At 70.8% G+C, this 23,924-nt stretch carries 26 protein-coding genes, 1 tRNA gene and 1 pseudogene; 12 read left to right on the forward strand and 16 right to left on the reverse strand.

Annotated features, from left to right (window positions below; all coding sequences use genetic code 11):
• Positions 1–366 precede the first annotated feature (366 nt).
• From MCBG_RS11315 to MCBG_RS11335, 5 genes are all read left to right on the forward strand, one after another.
• On the forward strand, positions 367–1,839 hold the full coding sequence (locus tag MCBG_RS11315) for a hypothetical protein (RefSeq protein WP_043325499.1): 1,473 nt from the start codon (positions 367–369) through the stop codon (positions 1,837–1,839).
• A complete protein-coding gene (locus MCBG_RS11320; protein ID WP_219996754.1) occupies positions 1,836–2,618 on the forward strand; it encodes a hypothetical protein in 783 nt (260 codons plus the stop codon). The genes MCBG_RS11315 and MCBG_RS11320 overlap by 4 nt, the downstream gene beginning before the upstream one ends.
• 3 nt (positions 2,619–2,621) lie before the next feature.
• Positions 2,622–7,007, forward strand: a complete 4,386-nt coding sequence (locus tag MCBG_RS11325; protein ID WP_043325502.1) for a hypothetical protein — start codon at positions 2,622–2,624, stop codon at positions 7,005–7,007.
• Positions 7,007–8,140 (forward strand): Wadjet anti-phage system protein JetD domain-containing protein, encoded by a 1,134-nt coding sequence (locus tag MCBG_RS11330; protein ID WP_043325504.1) that lies wholly within the window; start codon positions 7,007–7,009, stop codon positions 8,138–8,140. The genes MCBG_RS11325 and MCBG_RS11330 overlap by 1 nt, the downstream gene beginning before the upstream one ends.
• A 274-nt stretch (positions 8,141–8,414) precedes the next feature.
• On the forward strand, positions 8,415–8,957 hold the full coding sequence (locus MCBG_RS11335; RefSeq protein WP_140946607.1) for a hypothetical protein: 543 nt from the start codon (positions 8,415–8,417) through the stop codon (positions 8,955–8,957).
• Between the two features lie 643 nt (positions 8,958–9,600).
• Here the strand turns inward: MCBG_RS11335 and MCBG_RS11345 are convergent.
• Complete coding sequence (locus MCBG_RS11345; protein ID WP_043325509.1) at positions 9,601–9,900, reverse strand: hypothetical protein; 300 nt, start codon at positions 9,898–9,900, stop codon at positions 9,601–9,603.
• Positions 9,897–10,064: a multiple cyclophane-containing RiPP AmcA gene (gene amcA, locus MCBG_RS34915; RefSeq protein ID WP_282596412.1), complete on the reverse strand. Its 168-nt coding sequence runs from the start codon at positions 10,062–10,064 to the stop codon at positions 9,897–9,899. The genes MCBG_RS11345 and amcA overlap by 4 nt, the downstream gene beginning before the upstream one ends.
• Positions 10,065–10,432: 368 nt before the next feature.
• Here amcA and MCBG_RS11350 point away from each other — a divergent pair, with 368 nt between their 5' ends.
• A complete protein-coding gene (locus MCBG_RS11350) occupies positions 10,433–11,110 on the forward strand; it encodes a helix-turn-helix transcriptional regulator (protein WP_198033296.1) in 678 nt (225 codons plus the stop codon).
• Here MCBG_RS11350 and MCBG_RS11355 read toward each other — a convergent pair.
• The 4 genes from MCBG_RS11355 to MCBG_RS11365 all read right to left on the reverse strand — a co-directional run bounded on the left by MCBG_RS11355 (position 11,075) and on the right by MCBG_RS11365 (position 12,930).
• The gene (locus MCBG_RS11355; protein WP_312246956.1) at positions 11,075–11,989 is read right to left on the reverse strand and encodes an IS3 family transposase; all 915 of its coding nucleotides are present in this window, start codon (positions 11,987–11,989) and stop codon (positions 11,075–11,077) included. The two genes, MCBG_RS11350 and MCBG_RS11355, sit on opposite strands and share 36 nt — an antisense overlap.
• Positions 11,962–12,261, reverse strand: a complete 300-nt coding sequence (locus tag MCBG_RS11360) for a transposase (protein ID WP_043325510.1) — start codon at positions 12,259–12,261, stop codon at positions 11,962–11,964. The genes MCBG_RS11355 and MCBG_RS11360 overlap by 28 nt, the downstream gene beginning before the upstream one ends.
• Positions 12,262–12,350: 89 nt before the next feature.
• Positions 12,351–12,584, reverse strand: coding sequence for a hypothetical protein (locus MCBG_RS32465; protein WP_124779044.1), 234 nt, complete (start codon positions 12,582–12,584; stop codon positions 12,351–12,353).
• Positions 12,585–12,645: 61 nt separating this feature from the next.
• Positions 12,646–12,930 carry a hypothetical protein gene (locus MCBG_RS11365; RefSeq protein WP_043325511.1) on the reverse strand — a complete coding sequence of 95 codons (285 nt, stop codon included), beginning with the start codon at positions 12,928–12,930 and terminating at the stop codon, positions 12,646–12,648.
• Between MCBG_RS11365 and MCBG_RS11370 the strand changes: the two genes are divergently transcribed.
• Entirely contained in the window at positions 12,920–13,660 is a 741-nt protein-coding gene (locus tag MCBG_RS11370; protein WP_051611175.1) for a 5-formyltetrahydrofolate cyclo-ligase, read from the forward strand. The genes MCBG_RS11365 and MCBG_RS11370 overlap by 11 nt on opposite strands.
• Positions 13,661–13,976: 316 nt before the next feature.
• Here the strand turns inward: MCBG_RS11370 and MCBG_RS11375 are convergent.
• Positions 13,977–14,051: transfer RNA gene (locus MCBG_RS11375), tRNA-Val, on the reverse strand.
• A gap of 50 nt (positions 14,052–14,101) precedes the next feature.
• The gene (locus MCBG_RS11380) at positions 14,102–14,641 is read right to left on the reverse strand and encodes a TIGR02611 family protein (RefSeq protein WP_176722870.1); all 540 of its coding nucleotides are present in this window, start codon (positions 14,639–14,641) and stop codon (positions 14,102–14,104) included.
• A gap of 274 nt (positions 14,642–14,915) precedes the next feature.
• Between MCBG_RS11380 and MCBG_RS11385 the strand changes: the two genes are divergently transcribed.
• Entirely contained in the window at positions 14,916–15,347 is a 432-nt protein-coding gene (locus tag MCBG_RS11385; RefSeq protein WP_007457244.1) for an SsgA family sporulation/cell division regulator, read from the forward strand.
• A gap of 72 nt (positions 15,348–15,419) precedes the next feature.
• On the opposite strand, the gene MCBG_RS11390 is transcribed toward MCBG_RS11385, so the two are convergent.
• Positions 15,420–16,196, reverse strand: coding sequence for a glucose 1-dehydrogenase (locus MCBG_RS11390; RefSeq protein WP_043325516.1), 777 nt, complete (start codon positions 16,194–16,196; stop codon positions 15,420–15,422).
• 158 nt (positions 16,197–16,354) lie between these two features.
• Between MCBG_RS11390 and MCBG_RS11395 the strand changes: the two genes are divergently transcribed.
• Both MCBG_RS11395 and MCBG_RS11400 read left to right on the forward strand, forming a co-directional pair.
• On the forward strand, positions 16,355–17,269 hold the full coding sequence (locus tag MCBG_RS11395) for a helix-turn-helix transcriptional regulator (RefSeq protein ID WP_043325518.1): 915 nt from the start codon (positions 16,355–16,357) through the stop codon (positions 17,267–17,269).
• A 7-nt stretch (positions 17,270–17,276) separates the two neighbouring features.
• A complete protein-coding gene (locus MCBG_RS11400; RefSeq protein ID WP_013284925.1) occupies positions 17,277–17,732 on the forward strand; it encodes an RrF2 family transcriptional regulator in 456 nt (151 codons plus the stop codon).
• A 1-nt stretch (position 17,733) separates the two neighbouring features.
• On the opposite strand, the gene MCBG_RS11405 is transcribed toward MCBG_RS11400, so the two are convergent.
• The 7 genes from MCBG_RS11405 to MCBG_RS32470 form a co-directional block, all read right to left on the reverse strand.
• Positions 17,734–18,345 carry a malonic semialdehyde reductase gene (locus tag MCBG_RS11405; RefSeq protein WP_043330502.1) on the reverse strand — a complete coding sequence of 204 codons (612 nt, stop codon included), beginning with the start codon at positions 18,343–18,345 and terminating at the stop codon, positions 17,734–17,736.
• Positions 18,342–18,905, reverse strand: a complete 564-nt coding sequence (locus MCBG_RS11410; protein ID WP_043325522.1) for a flavin reductase family protein — start codon at positions 18,903–18,905, stop codon at positions 18,342–18,344. Before MCBG_RS11410 ends, MCBG_RS11405 begins: the two co-directional genes overlap by 4 nt.
• Positions 18,902–20,236, reverse strand: a complete 1,335-nt coding sequence (locus tag MCBG_RS11415; RefSeq protein WP_043325523.1) for an LLM class flavin-dependent oxidoreductase — start codon at positions 20,234–20,236, stop codon at positions 18,902–18,904. The genes MCBG_RS11410 and MCBG_RS11415 overlap by 4 nt, the downstream gene beginning before the upstream one ends.
• A gap of 11 nt (positions 20,237–20,247) precedes the next feature.
• Positions 20,248–21,099 (reverse strand): ABC transporter permease, encoded by an 852-nt coding sequence (locus MCBG_RS11420; protein ID WP_043325525.1) that lies wholly within the window; start codon positions 21,097–21,099, stop codon positions 20,248–20,250.
• Positions 21,092–21,910 (reverse strand): ABC transporter ATP-binding protein, encoded by an 819-nt coding sequence (locus MCBG_RS11425; RefSeq protein WP_043325526.1) that lies wholly within the window; start codon positions 21,908–21,910, stop codon positions 21,092–21,094. Before MCBG_RS11425 ends, MCBG_RS11420 begins: the two co-directional genes overlap by 8 nt.
• Positions 21,907–22,935 carry an ABC transporter substrate-binding protein gene (locus tag MCBG_RS11430; RefSeq protein WP_043325527.1) on the reverse strand — a complete coding sequence of 343 codons (1,029 nt, stop codon included), beginning with the start codon at positions 22,933–22,935 and terminating at the stop codon, positions 21,907–21,909. Before MCBG_RS11430 ends, MCBG_RS11425 begins: the two co-directional genes overlap by 4 nt.
• Positions 22,936–23,070: 135 nt before the next feature.
• The gene (locus tag MCBG_RS32470; protein WP_157560780.1) at positions 23,071–23,211 is read right to left on the reverse strand and encodes a putative leader peptide; all 141 of its coding nucleotides are present in this window, start codon (positions 23,209–23,211) and stop codon (positions 23,071–23,073) included.
• Positions 23,212–23,412: 201 nt separating this feature from the next.
• Between MCBG_RS32470 and MCBG_RS31720 the strand changes: the two genes are divergently transcribed.
• Positions 23,413–23,586: a DUF4236 domain-containing protein gene (locus tag MCBG_RS31720; protein WP_064498970.1), complete on the forward strand. Its 174-nt coding sequence runs from the start codon at positions 23,413–23,415 to the stop codon at positions 23,584–23,586.
• Between the two features lie 114 nt (positions 23,587–23,700).
• A pseudogene (locus MCBG_RS11435) lies at positions 23,701–23,924 on the forward strand (two pore domain potassium channel family protein); the annotation flags it as partial.

The raw sequence follows: 23,924 nt of genomic DNA on the forward strand, positions 1-23,924 counted from the left end.
GCAACGTGCCGCTGGTGGTAGACGACCAACAGCCGTTCGTCGACACGGTTACGGTTCCGCCAGGCGCACCTTTGGCCAGATCGGGCTGCCACCCGCCCGGAGCGTCTTCGCCGCTGAGGTCGCCCGAGTGTTGGGGCGACCCCTGCCCCTGTACGGCGCAGGCATCAGCGTTCGCGGCGAGCCCCCATCGAAGGTTTTGCGGGTGGCCGGACCACTGTCGCGAGCGCTGGCCGGAATGCCGTTGTTTCTGATCAATACCGGTCGAGAACAGACGAAAGCCGCACTAAAAAAGAGCAGGAAAGGGGACAGCTCGCGCTCAAGTGTTGCCTTATCATTCATCTTCACGGGGAGGGCGCGGGGGTTCACATGGGGGAATACGGGGACAGCGACGTCGTCCCCGACGACGGGCTCATCCGCCGGCTGAAGGCGCTAGCCTGCACGGCACCGCTGAATGATCTCGATTCCCGCAAGTCGCACCTGGAGTGGGTCGACGGCTCGATCTACCAGATGGCCGAAATCGGATTGCACGTCATCGACCAGGTCACCATCGCCATGGATTTCGACGCGGGCGCTGACGCCGAACAGATCATCGCCCGCACGGTCCCGCTCGTGGCGATGCAGGGTCCCGCCCGTACCAACGAGGAACACGGCCGGGTTGCCCGGTGGGTGCTTGACAGCTTGATCAACGTCGGCACCGTCGACAGGGGATTCCAGCGCGTGTATGGCGAGGTGGACGACGTGGGCGTCTACGTCCGTCGCCGGTTCGACTTCAAGCTCCTCGTCGAGCTATCCGGCGCGGGCGGCGAGATCTACCTGAGGGCCACCGACGAAGCGATCAACGTGCTCGTCGGCGCGCTCGACACCGACATTGAGTCCGCCCAAGTCGCCGCCGAGGTGAAGCTCGACAACCTGATCAGGCGGGGCCGGCTGGCCGACGCGAAGCTCGCCGCCGAGCAGGCCCGCTACCGCACCGTCCAGCTCGGCGAGACACTGCGCACCATGCTGGAGGCGACCCGGCGCGACGTGCGGGCGGTGGACTGGGACGAGGCCGCCCCCGCGCTGCTCGACTCTGCGCTCGACCACGTCCAAGACCGGTTCACCAACGAGAACGTGATCCTGCGACACATTGCCGACGCCCGCGACGAGGCGACCGACCCCCGGCACAAGCGCCAGGCTGCCGACCTGGTCGCCATCGTCGAGGACTGCATGCGCCGGCACAGCCAGCTGCTGATGCGGCTGCAACGGGCCCGGGCGCTGTTTCGCGCGGAGCAGGACCGACAGCTGTTCGCCGATCCGCCGCGCCGGGAGGCCGCCGACCTACACGGCCAGCTCCTGCGCCCGATCATGGACCTCCCGGCCGCCGACGCCCTCGACCCCCTCGAGTCGTACTTCCGCTCGTCGGCGGGCCTCGCCCGGCCGCCCGTCGTGACGCTGAGCTCGCTGGTCGACCTCCTGCTGCGGGTGCCGCCCGAGCCGGGCGACCTCGGCCGGGAACTACCCGAGCCGGAGTTGGTCCCGGTGACAAGCACGGACCGGTTCTCCGACGAGCACTGGCAGATGGCGGGCCTCCTGCTCGACCTGCAAGAAAACACGCGGCCGCTGTCCGAGCTGCTCGTAGAGGCCGCCGAGCTCGACGAGGACCTCCCCGCGCTGGTCAGCCTGCTCGCAACGCACGCCTACGCGCCCGAGCTCGGCTCGGCGATGCGGCGCGGACAGCTGCACGTCCTGCTGGCTCTGCCGGCCGGCGGCCCGCTCCCGCCGGCCGGGGTGGGCGGTGTCAACGGCGACGACCTTCTACTCAGTACGGTCGCGCTGCTCGACGATGAGGCATCACGGTGATTGACGACGTCACTGCCGCAGCCTCGCTGGTCGCGTTCGGCCTCCGCCCGAAAACGCTGCCCGGTCGTGAGCCCGCCTACCGGAGCCTGGTAACCCGGCACCGGGACGACGACGCGTTCGCCGCCCTGGTGACCGCGGTCGCCGAAGGGCTGGGCCTGCGGGTGCTCGACGTCGACGCCGAGTCGGGCATCGTGCTGTCGGCGCTGCACGGCTCGGTCTTCGAACTCCGGCTCGACCAGTACGCCCGGCAGACCCGGACGGGCGAGCGCCGCGACGTCGAGAAGGTGCTGCACGGCGTCATTTTCCTCGCCGCCGCGGCTTTGGCCTTCCCCCGCCCAGCCGACCTTGCCAACGACCAGTACACCGGCCGTGTCTCGGTTGCCGAGGTCGACACGATGGCCCGCGAGGTCGCTCGTGTCCTGCGCGAACGCGCGAACGGGACCGACCCAGAGGCCGACGCGCCCCGGCTCGAACGGGTATGGCGCGCGTATGCCCGTCGGCCAGAAAGTCAGTCCACCAAGGACGGCCGGGTCGCCCCGGACAGCACCCGGGGCATGGTCGCCCGAGCGCTGCGCTATCTCGCCGACCAAGGGCTGCTCGTGCCAGTTCCGGGTGACATCGACGGCCTGTACCGCACCACCCGCCGCTTCCTGATCCAGGTCCGGGAACTGGCCGTGGAGCGCACCATGGACGAGCTGCTAAGAATCGGCGTCGTCCCGGTCTTTAAACCCGGCGGATCGCTGCGCGCGATGTCCGGCGGCGCGGAAGGCGAGGGCTGACCGATGTACGAGCTGTCCCGGGTACGCCTCTACTCGGTCGGCCCGGAGCCGGCCCGTTACCAAGATGTCACCCTGGACTTCAGCGACATCGGCCGCCCGGTGCGGTTCCAGGCCGACACCCTGCTGGAGCCGCACCAGCCGCACCGCCGCCCGTCGCCCGCGAGCGTGCTGTTCCTCGAGAACGGCGGCGGCAAGTCCGTCCTGCTCAAGCTGATCTTCTCGGTCATGCTGCCCAAGCGGCGCCAAATCGTCGGCACAACCAGCACCCGGGTGCTGGAAAACTTCGTCCTCGCCGGCGACGTCGCGCACGTGGTCCTCGAGTGGATGCACGCCGAGACAGGCCGGCTGCTACTGACCGGCAAGGTGTCAGAGTGGCGCAACAACACCGTGTCGGGCGATCCCGAGAACCTCGCCACCTTCTGGTACTGCTTGAGGCCGACCGAAGCGGTGCGGCTAGACACGCTGCCGTTCGCGGCCGACCGGCGCCTGGTCAGCCGCGTCGCATTCCGGCAGCGGCTGGCCGAGAAGTTCGCCTCGGATCCGCGCCTGGAGTTCTTCGCCAGCCGCCAGCCCGGCGAATGGACCCGGCAGCTCGACCAGCTCGGCCTCGACCCCGAGCTGTTCCGCTACCAGCGCGAGATGAACGCGGACGAAGGCGAGGCCGCCGGGACGTTCACCTTCGCCACAGACGAGGCGTTCGTCGAGTTTCTACTGCGGGCCGTGGTCGCCGAGGAGGACCCCGGCGAGATCGCCGACCTCGTAGCGCAGCACAGCCGCGACCTGGCGCAGCGCGACGGCCTCCTGCTGGAGTGCGAGTTCGTCGCGGGCGCGCTGGACCGGCTGGTGCCGCTTGCCGATGCGCACAAGGCGGCGCGCGCCACCGAGGTGACCGCAGTCGGCGCGCAGGCAGCGATCGACCGGTTCGCCCAGAGCGTGGCCGCCCGCAGCCGGGCGGAGCAGGAGTTGCTCGCCGTCCGGGAACAGTATGCGCGCGAGACCGCCGAGGCATTGGCCGCGGCCCGCACCGACGCGGAGCACCGGCAGGCCGCGGTCAAAGAGCTGAAGCGCCTAGCGCTGGTCCTGCAGCTGAGCACGGCACGGGCCACCGAGGCGGTCGCCAAGCAGGACCACGAGGACGCCGACGCGCTCGCGGAGTCCTGGCGGGAGACTGAGAAGGCCGCCGAGCTACGGGCGGCGGACGCGGCCGCCGCCGAGACGGCGGCCCTGGTCGAGGACGCCGAGGAGTCCGCCCGCCCGATCCTGGACGCAAAGAAGGCCGCAGCCGCACAACTGGCCCGCGGGCTCCTCCAAGTCGCCAACAAGGCCGCGGACGCCGCTAAAGAGGCCGGGAGGCTGGCAACGGACTGCACCGCCGGGGCCGCCGCCGCCGAGGACGCGCTGGTGCGCGAGACGCAAGAGGCGGCGAGGCTCGATGCCGGGGCGGCCGTCGCTGCGAAGCGCATCGGCGAGATCGACATGATGCTCTCCGACGCCGCGGCGAGCGGGCTGCTGCCGGCCGGGCCGTCCGCGGCGGCGGCGGCGGCGCTCGCCACGGAGGCGGCCACCGAAGTGGGACGCCGGTTGACCGCAGCCGAAGAGAAGGCCGCCGAGTTCGACGAGGAACGGGTCGCGGCGGTGCGCGTCGAGAACGACGCGGCGACCGCGGTGGTTCAGGCCAACGAGGCACGCCTCCGCGCCATGGAGGCATACGAGGCGGCGGCCGCCCGCGCCGCCGAGCTGGCCGGCCGCCCGCGGCTCGCCGAGCTGATCGACAGCGAGGAGGTGCGGCTCGCCACGGACGCCGAACCGCTCGCCGAGCGGCTGGCCGCCGCCGTCGCCCAAGCGGAGAGCGCCCGGGCCCGGCTCCAGGCCGAGGCCACCGCCGACGAGCGCATCCGGACCGCGCTCGAGGCCGACGGCCTACTGCCGCCGCCGGCCGAAGTGACCGCCGCGTGCGAGGCGCTGAACGACGCAGGGATTGTGGCGTGGAGCGGCTGGGACCACTTGACCCAGATCGACAACCTCGAGCGGCGCCGCGAGCTGCTGCGCGGTGCCCCGCAGCTGGTGTCAGGCGTCGTGCTCAACGATCCAGCCCAACTCGCCGACGCCGGCGCCGTCCTCGCGTCGCGCGAAATCTACCCGGTGTTCTTCGTCGGGATCGGCACGACCGAGGCGTTGCACCAGGCGGAACCGGCGGGTGCAGAGGCATTCGTGCCGCTGAACCCGGCGCTGTACGACCAGGAGGCCGCCGAGGCTGCCCGAGCCGCCGTCGAGCGACGCGACGAGGAGCGCCGCGAGCAGCTCGCGACGATCGCCCGGTCGCTCGTCGTGGACCAGGAGCTGATCCGCGACCTGCGCGACTGGCGACGAGACTTCCCGCCGGGGCGGTTGACCGAGATGGAGGAGCACTGCGCCGACCTCACGGCCGGCCTGGAACAGGCAGAGAGCGCGCACATCCTCGCGGCCGAAGCGACCCGGGACGTGACCGACCGGCGGACCGCGGTGCGCGATTCGCTTCCCGGTCTGCGCGCCGAACTGCTCGCCGCCGAGCAACGCGACCGCGACCTGCAGGCGCTCGCCCGGCACGAGGCCGAGCGCCGGACGCTGGACGAGTCACGCCGGCAGGCGCTCGCCGACGCGGCAACGCACGCCCGGCTGGCCACGGCGGCGCGGGAGCTGGCTCAAACTCGACGCGAGGAGGCCACGGGTCATCAGCGCCACGCCGACGGCCAAAGCGACGTCGCCGTCAGGGCCCGCCGGGAGCTCGCCCAAGTGCCCGGCGGCGGGGACGTCTCGCCGGACGCGCCCGTGCCCGCCGAGCCCGTCGAGGTGCTCCGGGCGCGCTTCATTGCCGCGTCGGACGCGTACACGCGGGGGGAGGTCGGCGCCGAGTTGCGGGTCCGCCTCGACCAGGCGGAACGCGAGCAGGCCCGGGCACGGTCCCGGTTCGAGGAGCTGACCCCGGCCGTGCGGCAGCGGGCCCTGGAACTGCTGGACACGCCCGAGGGCGCCGACTTCGGCAGCCGGAGCGCCGCCCGGCGGCGGAGCACCGACCGGGTCGTCCGGGCCAGCGAGAACCTGAGGACCGCCGTTGCCGCGACGGCGGCGATCAACGCGCGACTCAGCGAACTCACCGAGCAACGGGCTCTCCCCGCCGATTTCATCGCCCCGGCCGACGAGGACAACGCTGCCGCCCTGCTCAACGCGGCCGAACGTGCGGCGGCGCGGGCCGACCGACGCCACGCTGAGCTTGGTGAGGTCGCCGAGAAGGCGGGCGCCGAGCTAGAGGCTGCCAGGGGAATCGCCCGCGGCTTCGCCGACCTCGCCGAGGATCTCGACGTCAGCGCCGGCGAGAGCGCATCAGCCTTCTCCGACGACCTCGACACGGCGCGGGCGCGCAAGCGGAGCCTCCGCACCGCCCTGAACGCGGCGAACGACAGCGCCGCGACCGAGCGCGCCCGACTGACCCGCACCACGGAGGCGCTGCGGCGGCACGCCGTGGACTCCCGGTTCCGGCTCCTCCAGTCGACCATCCGCCAGCAGATGTCCGCGCTCGACAGTGCGAGCCTGGCAGGGCACGCCGATGAGTGGATCACCGCGCTCCGGCCGCGGCTTCGGTCGCTGACTGACGAGCTCACCAGCATCGACCGGCACCGGGACATGATCAATGTGCGGCTGCACGGCATGGTTGGCGCCGCCTTCCGTACCCTGCGCAACGCGCAGCGGCTTTCCCGGCTGCCAGAGGGCCTGGACGGCTGGTCGGGCCAGGAGTTCCTGCGCGTCGCGTACCAACCACTCGAGGAGGCGGCCCTGCTCGAGGCGATCGGTGAGGTTGTCGACGAGGTAGTCGACGGCGGCGGCGTCGATGGGATGACCCTGCTGCTGCGCTGTGTCCGGCGGGCGGTGCCGCGCGGCTTCCGCGTCGACGTCCTGAAGCCGGACTCGGCGCTGCGGCCTGAGCGGCAGCGGGTCTCGGAGATCAAAGACGTCTTCTCCGGCGGGCAGCAGTTGACCGCCGCCATCATCCTGTACTGCACGATGGCGGCGCTGCGGGCCAACAACCGTGGCCGGATCGGAAACCGGCACTCCGGAGTGCTGTTCCTCGACAACCCGATCGGGCGAGCCTCGGCCGGTTACCTGCTCGAGCTGCAGCGGTCGGTCGCCGCGACGCTGGGCGTGCAGCTGATCTACACGACCGGACTCTTCGACGCCAACGCGCTGAGCGCCTTCCCGCTAATCATCCGGCTGCGTAACGACTCCGACCTGAGGGCCGGGCGCAAATACCTGGCGGTCGATCACGTCTTTCGCAAGCGGCTGGACGAGCTGGGTCCCGAGGACGCCGGCGGCGAGCTCACCGCGATCCGGACCTTCGTACGCGCCGAGCACTGATGGCCGCCTCCCGTCCTGCCAGTGACCTGCTAGACGAGCTCTGCGCGGCGGCGGAGCGCGGCGGTTGGAAGCGGACCGCCCGGAGGCGGGTCCCGATCGGCCGCGTCTGGGAGGCCTACCACCGCATCCCCGCGGCTAACGCCGACGACGAGTACGAGCGTGCGGTGCTGCGGCGGTTGCTGCTAGAGCTGGAAGACTCAGGCCGGATCCGGCTCCTACGCGCCGACGACCGCGAGAAGGTGGCATTGCCTGCGGCGATCTGGCTGCTGCCGACCCGCAGCGCTACGGCGCGGCCGGCACCCATGCCGCCGTGGCATCCGGAGGTGCGCGGGCTAGCCACCCACTGGCCGGTGGCAACCCCGAAGCAGCGGGCGGCCTACACAGCGGTCAACCGGTGGCTGATGACCAATCCGGACCGCTCGCCGGTGCCCATCCGCGAACGATCATTGGAGATCTTCGGCCGGCACGGGTCGGCGGCGGACTTCCCGATGCCGGAAAAGGTGCTCGACACCCTCCGTTCGGGACCGCTCTTCTCTGACCGCGACGAGCTGCTGCGGCTCATCGGGGCGTTCATGGTGCACCCGCCGCTGCTGGCGGAGCGCTTCACCGAGGCGATCGGCGACGGATATTACCAGCGGGTCGGCGCCGGGCGGATGCTGCTGGTCATCGAGAACGCGACGACGTGGTGGTCGGTGGTGAACAGCCTGCCGGAGCGGCACGACCTGGGCTACGTCGCTTGGGGCCTGGGCAACACGTTCACGGCGTCGGTGAACACGATTAGAGCCCGCCACGCCGTCGCCGAGATCCGGTACTTCGGCGACCTGGACCTGAGCGGGCTGCGGATCCCGCTCTCAGCCTCGGCGACCGCCGTGCACAACGGGCTACCGCAGGTGCGGCCCGCGATGCACCTCTACCGCGCCCTACTGCAGCTCGGGCTGCCCATCGCGGCGAAGGAGAAGGCCGCGGCACCGGCGGACGCCGCCCGGCTGGCCGGCTGGCTCGGCGAGAATATGGGCCAGGTCGCCGCCCTGCTCACCCGCGGCGAGCGCTTGGCCCAGGAGTGGGTTGGCTTCCGGCACCTGCGCACAGACGCGAGTTGGCACGCCGACGTCCGCATCGCCGCCTGGGCCTGACACCCCTTCTTTGGACAGTACGGCTCGACTGCGTCCATCAACGCCGACTGAGACAGGAGACGGCCGCTGTTCCGGCTGACGTGCGGTCGCCGTATGTCGTGCTCCGCGTCGCGCCGAGACCCGTAGACTCTGGGCGGCGGTCACGCCCGCCCGTCTCCGAGCTGCCGGCGCCCACGCCGCAGGCCGCGATCGAGGACAAGCCGTCGCCGACGCAGCGTGAATGTCCGGCAGACCCTTTCTTGGAAGGGGCGTGGGCCTTCGTCGGAGGAACATCATGGGCAAGCGAAATCGTGCACGTACCCGGGCCATCCGCGCCGAGATGGCGAAGACCGGGGAGAACTACACCCGGGTCGCCGCTGCGGTGGGAGGCTCATCTACCTGGCGCGGTGACCGCAGCAGCACCGACGTGGTCAAGGAGCACATAGTCCGCATCTTGCAGGAGCGGGTGCGCGTTGATGAGGCCCGCTACGACCTCGCCGTGGATCTCAACCGGCGGGGGCACCGTGTCATCTTCGAGCGGCGAACCTCTGGCGACGGCTGGGAGATCAGGGACTGGCTCACCGACGAGCTGCTCGCCGAGGGCGACGACGGGCACGACGGGTACGCCGCTACGGTGAAGCGGCTGGATCCCGACGACATGTGGTACCACGAAGACTTCTTGGACGACGAAGAGCCGCTGCAGACGGTTACCACCTTGGGGATGCCGCCGACGCTGGGGCAGGCAATCGACGACTGGGTCGCGCAGCTGAGCACCTCCGACGAGGAAATCGCACAGTTCATCGGCTGGTCGGTCGAAAAAGTCCGCGAGCATCGGTAACTAGCGGTGCCGCAGCGGCAGCCTTCTCGTGGTGGGCCAGGTGATAGCCAAGGAGGGGGTAGCCACCGGCGGCGGAGGAGCGCCGGCCGGCCTGGGACCGGTCGGCGTCGCGTAGCGGGATCTGGTGGCGAAATCGTCGGGGTCGAAGTCGCAGCCGTCGTGCTGGGCGGCGGCATAGAGCTTCATCGTGATCACGTCGGTCGGGACGAACAGGCTGTGCCGGGCGGATCGGCTCGGCGCCGGTCAGGTCGCAGGCTGGACCGGCCCCGTCGCGGAGGTAATGGCCCAGGACCATAGTGGTGACGCCGTCGTTCGTAGGCATGGTGACGGCAGCGCCCGCACCGCCCGATCCGACCACCGCCTACCGGGCCGCTGATCACAACCACGCCCACGTACCAGAGCGCTGACCTACACCGACGCGGTCCTCCCGCTCCTGGGTGTCGTGGTCGCCGTCCGTGTCCAGTCACGGTGACGTCCCGGCGTGCGGGCACCGGCGCAAGCCCTTTGCCGGTAAGTGTGCCCATTCGAAATCCCAGTCTGGGCCGCCACCCGCGATGATCGCCGGCCGGCCAATCGCGTTGATGCGGCCGATGCCGCTGGGGTCAGGTTTCCTCGATTCCGATGGCTCTGGTTGTGGTCAGGCTTAGGAGTTGGTGTGGCGGACGGGCCAGCCGAGGAACCGGTCGAACATGCCAGCAGCGGTGCCCGTCTCAGCGGGGTTGAGCCGGTGCAGATCGTCGATCGCCTCGTGCAGGCATCCGGCCAGGTAGAGGAACAGGCTCACCCGGTTGTCCTGGTACTCGGCGAGGAGAGCGAGTTTCGCCGCCCCGCAGGGCCACGGCTGCCCGCACCGGCGGCACAGCCATAGCGGTCGCAGCGGCAGGTGCTCCACGGGCTCCCTCGCGATCGGGCGCCCCAAGACGCGGCGCGGCTCTCCAGTCATCGGCGATCGCCCTCCCGGGCCTGCTGCTCAAAGAGCCGACGCCACACATGGGTGAGCAACGGCGGATCAGGGGGATGCTTCTGCCGCCGCGCGGGAACGTGCGTCAGGGTTTCGGATCGCCAGGTCTGGTCGTCCCTCGCGTTACGCGAGACATACACCGTCATGCCGCCGCCCCCTTCCAAGTCTGTGAGTGGTGGGCTCGCCGGGGAAAGGCGAACCCACCGCTGCACTACAGCGGCTAGGAGCAGGCCGCCGGTCACCCACCCACGCAGCCCTCATGGCAGTACGCAGATGGGGCATCACCAACAAGCGAGCGGAAGTGCGATGCGGCGTTAGCAACCCATGATCAAGGTTGTCCTCGGCAGCTGTCTCAGTTGGATCTAGCTCTTCGGAGCTCACCTCGCGCCCCCGCTCGTTAGGTCGGGCTTGATCGCCGCCCGTGTCTTCACCTAATCGCGGAGGACATGTGGTTCCCAGGGCGGCGATGACGCAGAACTGATGCATCCTCATTGCGCTACACGGCGTTAGCTGGATGAATGGATCGGTGATGGTCAGCGGCGGAGGAGGGCGGCGCGCGGGCAAGCGTCGGCATCGGCTGGCCGAGCGCCGCAAGGCGTTCGGCTTGAGTCAGGAACGCCTTGCCGAAGTTCTTGGTGTCGACCGCTCCACCGTCGTGCGGTGGGAGCGGGCAGAGACTGATCCACAGCCGTGGCATCGACCGCGTTTGGCTGCAGCTCTCAAGCTGTCGGTCGAGGAGCTGGCCGACCTGCTGGTCGAGGTCGGCCAGCCACCGTCGCCGCCCAACGAGCGTCTCAACTATGTGCTGCGGCACCCCCGCCGGGTCGACCTGGTCACCGTTGCCTACCTACGGGAGCGGGTGCAGCACCTTGACGAGCGCTACGACCGGACGCCTTCGACGCTTCTGCTCGTCGAGGCGGGGCAGCTACACGGCCAGGCGACCTTCCTCCGCCAGCACGCCAGCGACGGCTTGGTTCAGCGTGAACTGGCCGCAGCCGTCGCCGAGTCCGCCACGCTGATGGGTCAGCTCGTGTGGGACGCCTCCCAACGTCACGACCACGCCGCCAGCGCCGCATATTTCGACGAGGCGATCCGCGCCGCACAGGACACCCGCGACGCGGTTACTGTCAATCCCCTGGAATCGTGGAGGGCTCCGTTATGCGGCCTGGGCCTCCAGGGCGCGGGTTTCTGATCGTTCGTAGTCGATGGGTGAGCGCCAGTTGCAGACGGAGTGCCGGCGGCGCCGGTTGTAGAAGTCGGTGATCCAGGTGGCGATCTTCAGGCGGGCCTCGGTACGGGTGCGGAAGTGACGGCGGTGCACGTACTCGACCTTGATGGTGGAGAAGGTGGCCTCGGCGACGGCGTTGTCGAAGCATGACCCGACCCGGCCCATCGACTGGCGTACGTTCCACCGGTTGCAGGCCCGGGCGAAGTCGGCCGAGGTGTACTCGCTGCCCCTGTCGCTGTGGAAGATCACTCCTTCGACGTTGCCGCCGCGGGTGACGGCGGCCATGTTCAGCGCGGCGACGACCAGCCCGGCGTCGTGGTGGGCGCTCATCGCGTAGCCGAGATTCCGACGGGAGTACAGGTCGATGACGGTGGCCAGGTAGAGCTTGCCCTCGTCGGTACGGATCTCGGTCATGTCGCCGCACCAGGCGACATCCGGCGCCGGTGCGGTGAACACCCGCTTGACCAGGTCCGGTGCGGCCGGACGCTTACCTTGGCGGGTCAGGCCGCGTCGGCGGCGCTTGACCCGCGCGGCCAAGCCCAGCTCGGCCATGAGCTGCGCGATCGTGTTGTCGGAGACCTGCCAGCCGGACTCGCGCAGCTCGATGCCAATGCGAGGGCTGCCGTAGGTGCCGCCCGAGTCGTCGAACACCTTCTGGACCGCGGCCGTCAGCCGGACACGCTGGTCATCGCGGCGCGTTGGCGGCCGGTCACGCCACTTGCAGAACCACGACTCGGACACCCCCAACGCCCGACAGGCCACCGCGTGCGGCACGGAATGCTCGGTCCTCTGGGAAGCGATGAACCCGGCCACGCTCACCGGCCCGTCGCTTCCTTGACCCACAGGACCACCGATCGCTTGAGAACATCACGCTCCATCGCCAGCTCGGCATTCTCCCGCCGCAACCGGGCCAGCTCCGCCCGCTCGTCCTCGGCCAACTTCCCGGCAGCGGCCTCACCGCGAGTCTCGCGGTCCCTCTTCACCCAGTTGGCCAGGGTCCCGCTGTTAATCCCCAGGTCACGGGCGACCTGCGCGATCGACTTACCCGTCTCACGCACGATGCGCACCGCGCCCGCCCGGAACTCCGGATCGAACTGGCGTCTCATCTCAGCCATGAACCTCTATCCCTCAAGCTCTGGCCTCCACGCTACGAGGGGAAGGGCATACCGAGGCCAACGCGCTGCTTCGCAAGAGCTACCTCGCTCTATACGGCACCAAGCAGCCGACCGCTGGCGTTGGATTGACGGCGCGCGCCGCCGCCGTAAGCCGCAACGACAGCCATGTGATCACGGGCCTCGCCCAACTGCACCGTGCCGAGGCGCACGCGATGCTTGGCCAGGCCCGGGACTGCTTCGATGCCCTTGGCATCGCTGAAGATCACTTCGCTTCGATAGATCGTCGAGATCCAGCCGCTGCCCTTTTCTGTCCCAGCCATCACGCGCGACTCGCGGGGTCTTGCTGGCTGTCGCTGAGCAAGCCGGCCGACGCCATCACAGCCTTTAGAGGAGGCTCGGCAACTCATCGCCGCACGCCGCAAGTCGACCGCCGTTGTCCTCGGCAATCTTGCCCTTGCCAGCATCCTTCATCGTGACGTCGATGCAGCCACGTCCCACCTGCGCCAGACCATCGAGGTCATCGAGCGGACCCGCGCCGGCGGTGGTCTCAACCTCGCCTTCGCCGCAGCCCGTCAACTGCGTCCCTGGCGCGACCTGCCCTCGGTCGAGGACGTCAACGACCGACTGTTCACCCTCATGACCCGGTAGGAGGAGCAGCGTGACCAGCATTGGCGATGCCAAGCAGTCCGTTCGGCGACGGGTCTGGGATCTCCTTGAACGCGAAGGCGCCGCACCCATCGGCGTTCACGGTCACATCCCTGACTTCACCGGCAAAGAAGACGCCGCTGCCCGACTCGCCGAGCTGGATGTCTGGAAGCAGGCACGGGTCATCAAGTGCAATCCCGACCGGGCCCAACTGCCCGTACGAGTACGCGCTCTTCAAGAGGGCAAGCTGCTCTACGTGGCGGTCCCGCGACTCGCCACGCCGAAGCCCTTCTACCTGCTCGACCCGACCGTTCTGACCGCTCCGTTCGAGGCTGCCGTCACCAGCACCGGCGCACCGGACGTCGCCCCTACAATCGGCCCCGACGACATGCGCCCGGTGGACCTGATCGTCTGCGGCAGCGTCGCCGTCAGCCGGCGAAACGGCGTACGAGTCGGCAAGGGCGCCGGCTACTCCGACCTAGAGATCGCGCTCCTCACCGAGGCTGGACTCGTGTCCAAGGGCACCGCCATCGCCACCACCATCCACCAGATCCAACTCCTCGACGAGGAACTCCCCCACGCAAGCCACGACTTCAACGTCGATCTTGCGATCACCCCCACCGAGGTGCTTACCTGCACGGCGGACCGAGATCGACCGGCAGGCATCATCGCCAAAGACCTCCGTCAAGATCAGCTAGACAGCATCCCAATTCTGGGCGGCACAAGGGGGCAAGATACCCGGCACAACCCCTAGCAAGGCCGCCGGAGCGAGCGTTCCTGGGCATGAATGCTGGCTCGGCCGTCGAACCCATAGGTCGAGCAGGCCTGCTGGTGGAACTCAAGTTGCTGCGGGCGGCGGGAGATGCGATCAGGCCGGTCGCAAGTGGACTTTGCCAACCGACGGTCCGAGCCGCAGCACGCCGATGAACGTCCGCCCAGGGCCTTGGGAATGCCAGGCCAACCAAGGGCGGGAGCGCCGTGCTCCCAATCTGCTCCCAACTTAAGGGGCAACAGCGGAGAAGCCCGTTACCGGTGATCCCGGTGACGGGCTTCCTACCTGCCTATATTCATGGTGGGCGATACTGGGATCGAACCAGTGACCTCTTCGGTGTGAACGAAGCGCTCTCCCGCTGAGCTAATCGCCCTCAGCGCGCATGACTCTACCCGATCACCCGCCCGGACCAAAAACCGGCCCTCAGTGCGTCGCGAGGTAGTGCAGCGCCTGCGCCACGACGTCGATGCCGAGGCTGTACTTGAGTGACAGCCACACCACGACGGACACGAACACGAGCCCGACCGCGCCCAACACGAACCGCACTCCCAGTGACTGTCGCTTCACCCACTGCGTCCAGGAGTTGACGTGCCGGCGGGTGAACGCGAGCAGCCGTCGCGCCCAGTGGAACTCGACGGCCCAGACGCCGAGGCCGGCGATGACCAGCAGCCAGCCGGGCCCGGGCAGCGGGATCAGCGCGATGCCGACGGTGACCACGATCGCGCCGAGGATGCCGATGAAGATCTTCAGGGCGACGCGGCCGGTGGGGTTGGCGCGGATGAGTTCGAGGGTGGTGTGCAGGCGCAGCCGCCAGCCACGTCGGCGCCGGCGCTGCTCCGTGAGAGTGCCTCGCGACCGCCCTTCCACAGGCACCTCGTACCCCCGACTTTCGGCTGCTCGGGCCGCACCTTTCGGCGATTCGGCCGTGGTCCGCGACGTCACCGACCCGCCCCCCGTGACCATTTCCACCCCCAGTGTCGCGCGGGACCGTCACCCCTGCTGACGACTGGACGTTACCGGAGTAAGTCGACGACTGAACCACCCGTTGCCGGGCGGGACGACGGAGTGGGCGGAACCGGAAATTCTACGCGGGGCCGAGTGGTTCCCGGGGGCTTTCCGAACCCCTTCCCACCACTGGGTGAAGTCAGCGTATGGCGGAGCGTAGCCAGGAGCAGCACCTGAGTATGGGAAAAGCGGGACACGCGCGTTCCGCAGCGGTGCCGGGGGGAGAACGTCCATGAGTGTCATCCGACCGACGACCGTAGAGGTCGAGACGTCGCTAAGGCTCGTCGCGCCTGACGCCACCGCCTTGCCGGTGCGTGCCAGTCTGCGTTACGACCCTGCTGACCCGTATGCGGTCCATGTCCTGTTCCACGCCGAGTCCGCCGGCGGCGAGGCGGTGAGCTGGTCGTTCGCACGCGAACTGCTGGTCACCGGGCTCGACGAGCCGGCCGGCATCGGTGATGTGCGGGTCTGGCCGTGGGCCACACCGCGCGGCGACTTCGTCGCGCTCGCGCTGTCGTCCCCGGACGGCAACGCCCTGTTCGAGGTTCCGCGCAGCGTGCTGGTGCGCTTCCTGCGCCGGACCTACGTCGTCGTCCCGCGCGGCCGTGAGGCCGAGCACCTGGACGTCGACACCGCGGTGAACCGGCTGCTCGCCGGTCGCTGACACGGCAACACCCGGGGCCGCGCGGATCTGCCGAGTCCGCGCGGCCCCGGGCCGTCTTCACCGGGGTACGCCTCAGCCGCGCGTGGTGATTCCGCCGTCGACCGGGATGACCGCGCCGGTCAGGTACGCGCCGGCGCGCGACGCCAGGTAGATCGCCGTGCCCGCCATGTCCTCGGGTCGCCCGATCCGGCCCAGCGGCACCTGCTGCTCGATCGCCGAGCGCGACTCCGGGTCGTCGAGCGCGAACGCCATCATCTTGCTCTCGAACGGGCCGGGCGCGATCGCGTTGACGGTGATCCGCTCGCCGGCGAGCTGGTGGGCGAGGCTGCGGGTGAGCATGTGCACGGCGGCCTTGGTGGCCGAGTACGCGTACACCTCCATCCACGGCACCCGGATGCCGTCGACCGACCCGATGTTGATCACGCGGGCGGGGTCGTCGGCGCCGGCTGCGGCGCGCAGTTGCGGCAGCAGCGCGGTGGTGAGCCGGAAGACGGCCTTGACGTTGACCGCCCAGAGCTTGTCGAAGGCGCCCTCCGGGTACTCCTCCAGCGGCGCGCCCCAGGTGGCGCCCGCGTTGTTCACCAGTACGTGCAGCCGGTCGTGGCGTTCCCGCACGGCTTCGGCGAGCGCCAGCGCGCCCGCGTCGCTGCCGAGGTCGGCCGGGATCGCCTCGCAGTGCCCTTCGGCGGAGAGTTCCTTGGCGACCGACTCGCACACGTCGGCCTTGCGTGAGGAGATGATCACCTTTGCGCCGGCCCGTACGAAGCCCCGCGCGATCATCAGCCCGATCCCCCGCGAACCGCCGGTGACCAGCACCGTCTTGCCGTCGACCGAGAACAGTTCCGTCATGCTCATCCCATCGCCGTCGCCCGGCCGGGGGCCGGTCGGCCGACCCGGGGCTTACCGATCGGTAACCTAACCGTCGGCCGTGCGTGCCGACAAGACCGGTCCGTGCGGGCGAAACCGTCGAGATGCAACGTGCGGCCGGGCCGGTTACCGTCGGGGAGATGGTCACTACCGGTCAGCCCTCCCCGGCCACCCGCACCGGCCCGCCGGAGCCGCGCCCCGGCGCCGACGAGATCCTCACCGGTGCGCTCGACGACCTCGCCGCCGAGCCCGGCTGGCCCCGGCCGGTCCTGCTCGACCGCGACGTGCTGATCCTGGTCACCCACGGTCACGGCACCGCCGAGCTGGACTTCCGGCCGGTGCCCTGCCGGCCCGGCACGCTGCTGCGCGCGTACCCCGGTCAGGTGTTGCGGTGCGTCGGCGCGCAGCTCGACGCGACAGTGGTGAGCTGGCGGCCGGACGCGCTGGCCGGCCTCGACGTCGACCCGGACTCGGTGCCCGCCCACCGTCAGCTCGCCGGCGAGGACGAGGACGCGGTGATCAGCGAGGTCAGCCAGCTCGCGGTGGACGCCGAACGGCACGCGATGGTGCCGCCCGCCGCGGCGCTGCTGCGTCACCAGCTCGCGGTGCTGCTGCTGCGGCTGAGCCTGCTGCCGCATCCGGAGAACGGTGCCGCGCCGCGGGCCGAGACCGACACGTTCCGGCGGCTGTGCCGCGAGGTGGAACGCGGCTACCGGCACACCCGCCGGGTCGAGGACTACGCCGCCCAGCTGGGCTGTTCGGTGCGTACGCTTACCCGGGCCTGCCTGGCGGTGACCGGCCGCAGCGCCAAGCAGGTCATCGACGAGCGGGTCGCGTTGCAGGCGTGCCGGCTGCTGGCCGCCACCGACGAGTCGATCGCCCGGATCGGCCGGGACCTGGGTTTTCCCGAGCCGACGAACTTCGGCCGCTTCTTCACCCGGGAGGTCGGGGTGAGCCCGGGCACGTTCCGGGCCAACCGGGAGCGGCCGCTGCCAGTCCGTCTGGTGCGACCCCGGCCGCCCGCCGACTCCCCCGCACCCACCGGCCAGGCATGATGGCACTGTGCAGATCTCCGCGCGCGGCGACTACGCGGTCCGGGCAGCCCTGAGCCTGGCCACCGCGTACCCCACCCTGCTGTCCACCCAGGCCATCGCGGCGGAGCAGGACATGCCGCGCAAGTTCCTCGAGGCGGTCCTGGCCGACCTGCGCCGGGCCGGGGTCGTCCGGGCCCAGCGCGGCGCCGAGGGCGGCTACACGCTGGCCCGGCCGCCGCGCGAGATCACCATCGGGCACGTGTTGCGCGCCGTCGACGGCCCGCTCGCCGGGGTACGCGGGCTGCGCCCCGAGGAGACGCGGTACGAGGGGGCGGCGGAGAACCTGCCCCGCCTCTGGGTGGCGGTACGCGCCTCGGTGCGCCGGGTGGTCGACGAGGTGAGCCTGGACGAGCTGGTCAGCGGCCGGCTGCCGGCGCACGTGCGCAAGCTGACCGCGCAGCCGGACGCGTGGGAGCCGCGCTGACTCACAGCGTGCCGACCGCCTCCTCGTAGGGCAGGCGCGGCAGCCGTTCCCGCCAGGCGTCCGGCGCCGGGCGGCCGATGTTCATCAGCAGCAGCACCCGGTGCCGCCCGTCCGGGAAGAACTCCCGCTCCACAGCGGCCGCGTCGAATCCGGCCATCGGCCCGGCGGCCAGCCCGGCGGCGCGTACCCCGACCAGCAGGTAGCCGATCTGCAGCGCGGCGTTGAACCGGGCCTGGGCCTCCCGGCCGGCCGGGTCGCCGGTGAACCAGTCGCGGGCGCCGGGTCGGTGCGGGAACAGCTCGGGCAGCCGGTCGTGCCAGTCCACGTCGGCGGCGAGCACGGCGGTCAGCGGCGCGGTCGCCGTCTTGTCCCGGTTGCCGGCGCTGACGTACGGCAGCAGCCGCGCCCGGGCCGCCGTCGAGCGCAACAGCAGCACCCGCAGCGGCTGGGCGTTCATCGCGGTCGGGCCGTACCGGACCAGGTCGTGGATGGCGCGTACCTGCTCGTCGCCGACCGGTTCGTCGGTGAACGCGTTGGCCGTGCGGGCCGCCCGGAACAGCAGGTCCTGGGCGGCCCGGTCGAGCGCGATCAGCTCGTCGGCGGCGGTGGTCACCACGCCTCGGGCCAGTCGCCGAGCGTGGTGGTGTAGCCGCCGCGGTGGTGCAGCAGCGGGTCGCCGTCCTCGCCCGCGCCGAGCGCGAGCGGCTCGCCGAGCAGGATGGTGTGGTCGCCGGCCTCGATCCGGCGCACCACCCGGCACAGCAGCACGGCGAGCGCGTCGCCGATCAGCGGCACGCCGAACGGCCCGGTGGTCCAGCCCGGGTGGGCGCTGAACCGGTCGATGCCGCTGGTGGCGAAGATCTGCGCGATCTCCTGCTGGCCGGAGGCGAGCAGGTGCACGGCGACGTGCTCGGCCTGCTCGACGGTGGGCCAGCTCGACGAGGCGCGGCCCAGGCAGACCGAGACCAGCGGCGGGTCGAGCGACACCGACGTGAACGAGGTGGCGGTGAAGCCGGCCGGCGGCAGGTCCGGCCGCATCCGGTTGCCGCGCAGGCCGGGGGTGGTGACCACGGTGACGGTGGACGCCTGGCGGCGCAGCAGGCCGCGGAACGAGTCGACGTCGACCGGGCGCAGCTCGACCGTTCCGGCACCGGGCCGGTCCACGGTGGTCACGACGCCACCAGCTCACGGGTCGCGTAGACGCTGGCCGGCCGGGGCAGCCCATAGTGCTCGCGCAGCGTGCGCCCGGTGTACGCGGACCGGAACAGCCCGCGCCGGCGCAGCAGTGGTACGACGTGGTCCACGAAGTCCTCCAGTCCGTCGGGGAGCAGCGGTGGCATGACGTTGAAGCCGTCGGCGGCGCCCTGGGTGAACCAGAGCTCGATCTGGTCGGCGATCTGTTCCGGGGTGCCGACCACGACGCGGTGGCCGCGTCCGCCGCCGAGGCGGCCGATGAGCTGCCGCAGGGTGAGCCGTTCCCGGCGGGCCAGTTCGACGACGAGCTGGTAGCGGCTCTGGTGCGACTGCACCGTGCCGGCTTCGGGCAGGTCCGGCAGCGGGCCGTCCAGCGGCAGCCCGGTCAGGTCGAGCCCGGTCATGCCGGAGAGCTGGGCGAGCGCGTGCTCGGGCACGATCAGGGCCTCCAGTTCGTCGGCGAGGTCGCGGGCCTCCTTCTCCGTACCCCCGAGGACCGGCGCGATACCGGGCAGCACCTTGACCAGTTCGGGATCACGTCCGGCGTCGGCGGTGGCCCGTTTCAGCGCGGCGTAGAACGCCTGCCCGTCGGCGAGCGTCTGCTGCGCGGTGAACACGGCCTCGGCGTACCGGGCGGCGAACGCGATCCCGTCGGCGGACGAGCCGGCCTGCACCAGCAGCGGCCGGCCCTGCGGCGGGCGGGGCGTGTTCAGCGGCCCGCGGACCCGGAACCGCTCCCCGGCGTGGTCGATCTCGTGCACCCGGGTGGTGTCGGCGAAGACGCCCGCGGCGGTGTCCAGGACCAGCGCGTCGTCCTCCCAGCTGTCCCAGAGCTTGATCGCCACGTCGACGTACTCGGCGGCCCGCCGGTAGCGGTCGGCGTGCGCCGGGTGGTCGTCGAGGTTGAAGTTGCGGGCCTCCCGGGCCTGGGCGGAGGTGACGATGTTCCAGCCGGCCCGGCCGCCGCTGAGGTGGTCCAGCGACGCGAACGCGCGGGCCAGGTTGAACGGCTCGGTGTACGTGGTGGAGGCGGTGGCGATCAGGCCGATGTGCTCGGTCGCGGTGGCGAGCGCGGCGAGCAGCGTGAGCGGCTCGAAGACGGCCTGGATGTTGTGCCGTACGGCCGGTCCGACGGCGAGCCCGTCGGCGAGGAACACCGAGTCGAGCGTGCCCCGCTCGGCGATGCGGGCCAGGTTCTGGAAGTGGCGGACGTCGGCCAGGCGGTCCGGGTCGGCGCGGGGGTGCCGCCAGGCCGCCTCGTGGTGGCCGACACCCATCAGGAAGGCGTTGAGGTGCAGGGTCCGGGACATGGCGGTTCCTCTCAGGCGGTGGTGACGTCGACGCGCCAGGTGGAGAAGCGGCGTTCCCCGGCGACGAGGAGCTGGTTGACCACCAGCCCGATGGCGGAGATGGTGATGATCCCGGCGTACATGTCGGGGATCGCGAAGTTGTACTGCGCGTAGTTCACGAGGTAGCCGAGCCCGGCCTTGGCGCCGACCATCTCGGCGGCGACGAGCACCAGGATCGAGTACGCCCCGGCGAGCCGGACGCCGGTGAACACGGTCGGCACGGCCGCCGGCAGGATCACCTTCTGGAACAGCCGCAGGTGGTTGAGCCCCATCGAGCGGGCCGAGCGGATCAGCAGCGGGTCGACGCCCTTCGCGCCGGCGACGGTGTTGAGCAGGATCGGCCAGGAGCAGGCGTAGACCACCAGTGCGATCTTCGACGTCTCGCCGAGCCCGAGGATGAGCACGAAGACCGGCAGCAGCGCCAGCGCGGCGGTGTTGCGGAACACCTCCAGCAGCGGGCTGAGCAGGTCCGCGAGCGGCCGGTACCAGCCGATCAGCAGGCCGAGCGGGATGGCGGTGACCACGGCGAGCGCGAGCCCGGTCAGCGAGCGGGTGAGGCTGGCGCCGACGTGGTCGGCGAGCTGGCCGGTGCGCAGCAGCTCCCACCAGGCGGCGAGCACCTCGGACAGCGGCGGCAGGAAGACCCGGTCGACCAGCCCGGCGCGGGGCGCCGTCTCCCAGATCGCGGCCAGCGCCAGCAGCGCGGCGCTGCGGTGCAGCGCCCGGCCGCCGAGGCCGAGCAGGCGTCCGGGCCGGCGGGGCGCGACGGCCGGGGCGGGTGGGGCGGCCACCGGCCGGGCCGGTGGTGCGGCGACGTCAACCAACGCGGGCCTCCTCGCGTACGGCGGACTGCGCGGCGCGTACCTCGTCGCGCAGCAGCGTCCAGATCTGGTGCCGGTGGTGGCGGAACGCGCCGGTGGAGCGGACGTCCTCCTCGGCCTCCCGGTCGCCCAGCTCGATGTCGATGACCTGCTTGATCCGGCCGGGCCGGGACGTCATCACGGCGACCCGCTGACCGAGGTGCACCGCTTCGTCGATGCCGTGCGTGATGAACACGATCGTCTTGCCGGTGGCCTGCCAGATCCGCACCAGCTCGTCCTGCAGCGAGTCGCGGGTCTGCGCGTCGAGCGCGGCGAACGGCTCGTCCATCAGCAGCACGTCCGGGTCGTACGCGAGGCTGCGGGCGATGGCGACGCGCTGCTTCATGCCGCCGGACAGCTCGTGCGGGTAGCGGTCGGCGAAGCCGGTAAGCCCGACCAGGTCGAGGTGGTACGCGACCCGCTCGGCGCGTTCGGCGCGGGGCAGGCCCTTGGCCTCCAGTCCGAACGCGACGTTGCCGGCGGCGGTGCGCCAGGGCAGCAGCGCGTACTGCTGGAAGACGATGCCCCGGTCCAGGCCGGGCCCGGTGACCGGGCGGCCGTCCACGAGCACCTGCCCGGCGGTCGGGGTGGCCAGCCCGCCGAGCAGGTCGAGCAGGGTGGACTTGCCGCAGCCGCTGGGGCCGACGACGACGAGGAACTCGCCGGGGCGTACCCCGAGGGTGAGGTCGTCGAGCGCGGTGACCGCGCCGCCGCTGCCACGCCGGCCGGGGAAGACCTTGCGCACCCGGTCGAAGAGGATCTTGTCGGTGCTCACGCGCCACCACCGGGGGTCGCGGCGGCGTTGAACCGGTTGGTGTAGAGGTCGGACGGTTTCGGCCGCTCGCCCTTGAGTTCGCCGGTGTCGGCCAGCCAGTCGATCCAGGTGGCGAACTCCCGGTCGGTGATGAGGCCGCCGGGTTCGGCGACGCCGCTGGACTTCCAGTACTCGACGAGCGTGGTGTCCTCGTTGCGTCCGCGCTTGGCGATGATCGCCTTGAGCCGGGCCACCACGGTCTCGCGCGGCTGGGTGCGCGCCCACTCGATCGCCTTGCCCACCGCGGTGACGAACGTCCGGACGGTGTCCGGGTTACGGGTGAGGAAGTCGTCGCGGAAGACGTAGCTGCCGGCGCTGAACGCGCCGAGGAGTTCGTAGTCGGTGAAGACGGTGCGGATGCCGCCGTTGGCGACCGCCTTGTCGCGGATCACGCCGCCGAGCACGGCGACGTCGATCTGCCGGGCGCGCAGCGACTGTTCGGTGTTCACCGGCGGCAGCGCGACCAGCTCGACAGTGGCGATCTCGGCGGCGGTGAGGCCGCCGCGGGCCAGCCAGGTGCGCAGGACGGCCTCGGCGTGCGCGCCGAGCGTGTTCATGCCGACCCGCTTGCCGATCAGGTCGCGCGGGCCGCGGATCGGGCTGCCGTCGAGCACGTAGTAGCCCTGGAACGTCTGTGCGTCGGAGCCGTAGTAGCTGACCACCGCGGTGATCGGGGCGTTGGCGGCCTGGAGCTTGACGATCGCGCCGTTGAACGCGCCGCCGAAGTCGCTCTGGCCGGTGGCGGTGGCCTGGATGTCGGCCGGGCCGCCGGTGACGTTGCCGATCCAGTTGAGTTTGACGTCACCGAGGTAGCCGAGGTCGGCGGCGAGTTCGGGGAGGGTCACCTGGCCCACCGAACCCTGGTAGCGCAGTTCCTTGGTCTGTGTGCCGGCGGCGGTGTCGGCGCCGCACGCGGTGGCGGTGGTGAGGGCGAGCAGGGCGACGGCGGCGGTGAGGGCACGCCGCGGTGATCGGGTCGAGGGCATGGCGGAGTCTCCTGATCTGTCCACGATGCGGTGGAGGGGGCCCGCGCGGGGCCGGGGAGCACGCCGTGCCGCGCCGGGCCACGGTGCGCCGGCTGCGGGAACGGACGGGCGGAGAGGGAACGACGAGCGCTCGGCTCAACAGAGCGCGCTCGCGTGCCGGACCAGGTCGACGTGCACGCGAGCGGTGAGGAGAAGCTCGTTCCGCTGCGACATGCCCTCATGCTGCCGACCGTTCTCCACGCCGGTCAATGCCCTTCCAGACAGTGAGACTTTCATCGCTGGCATTGTTACGACCCGCCTCCACCAGCATTTAAGACTCCTTAACACCTACCCGTTGGATAGAGATTTTGCCGGGCGGCAGTCCCACCGTCCAGAGCGGACCGGGCAGGGTTTCGCGAATCGTCGATCCGGGCATGTTCGATGCCGCGAAGGCACGCAGACGACTGCAGAGGCAGGGAGACGAAGGAGGCACCCCCGATGGGCGTCCAGTTCCGCAAGCGTAAGAAGTACGGGCCGCTGATCCTCCACTTCACCCAGAACGGCTTCTCGTCGTGGAGCATCAAGATCGGCCGCTGGTCCTGGAACTCGAACACCCGCGCCCACCGCGTGGACCTTCCGGGGCCGCTGTCCTGGAAGCAGGACAAGGCCTGACCTTCCCAGACGACGAGCGGGGTGCCGGCGACGTGCCGGCACCCCGCTCGTCGCCTGCGGGCCGGGTTCGCGGTTCCGCCCGCCACCGCGTCCCCGTGACCGGAGAATCGCCGCATGACGGACCTGTCCCTGCGGCGGATACGACGGCGGGCCGTGGCGGCCTGCGCGCTCATGCTGGTCGGCTACTTCCTCGTGCCGGTCGAGGCCGACCCGAACGGCCTGCGGCTGGCCCTGCGCTCGATCGGCACGGCGGTCCTGGTGGCCGTGATCGCGTTCCTGGTCACCGGTCAGGTCCGCCGCCAGCTCGTCAAGGACCAGCCGACCGGCCGGGACGAGGA

Source organism: Micromonospora sp. M42 (assembly GCF_000568915.1).
In the GTDB taxonomy this organism is placed as follows: domain Bacteria; phylum Actinomycetota; class Actinomycetes; order Mycobacteriales; family Micromonosporaceae; genus Micromonospora; species Micromonospora chalcea.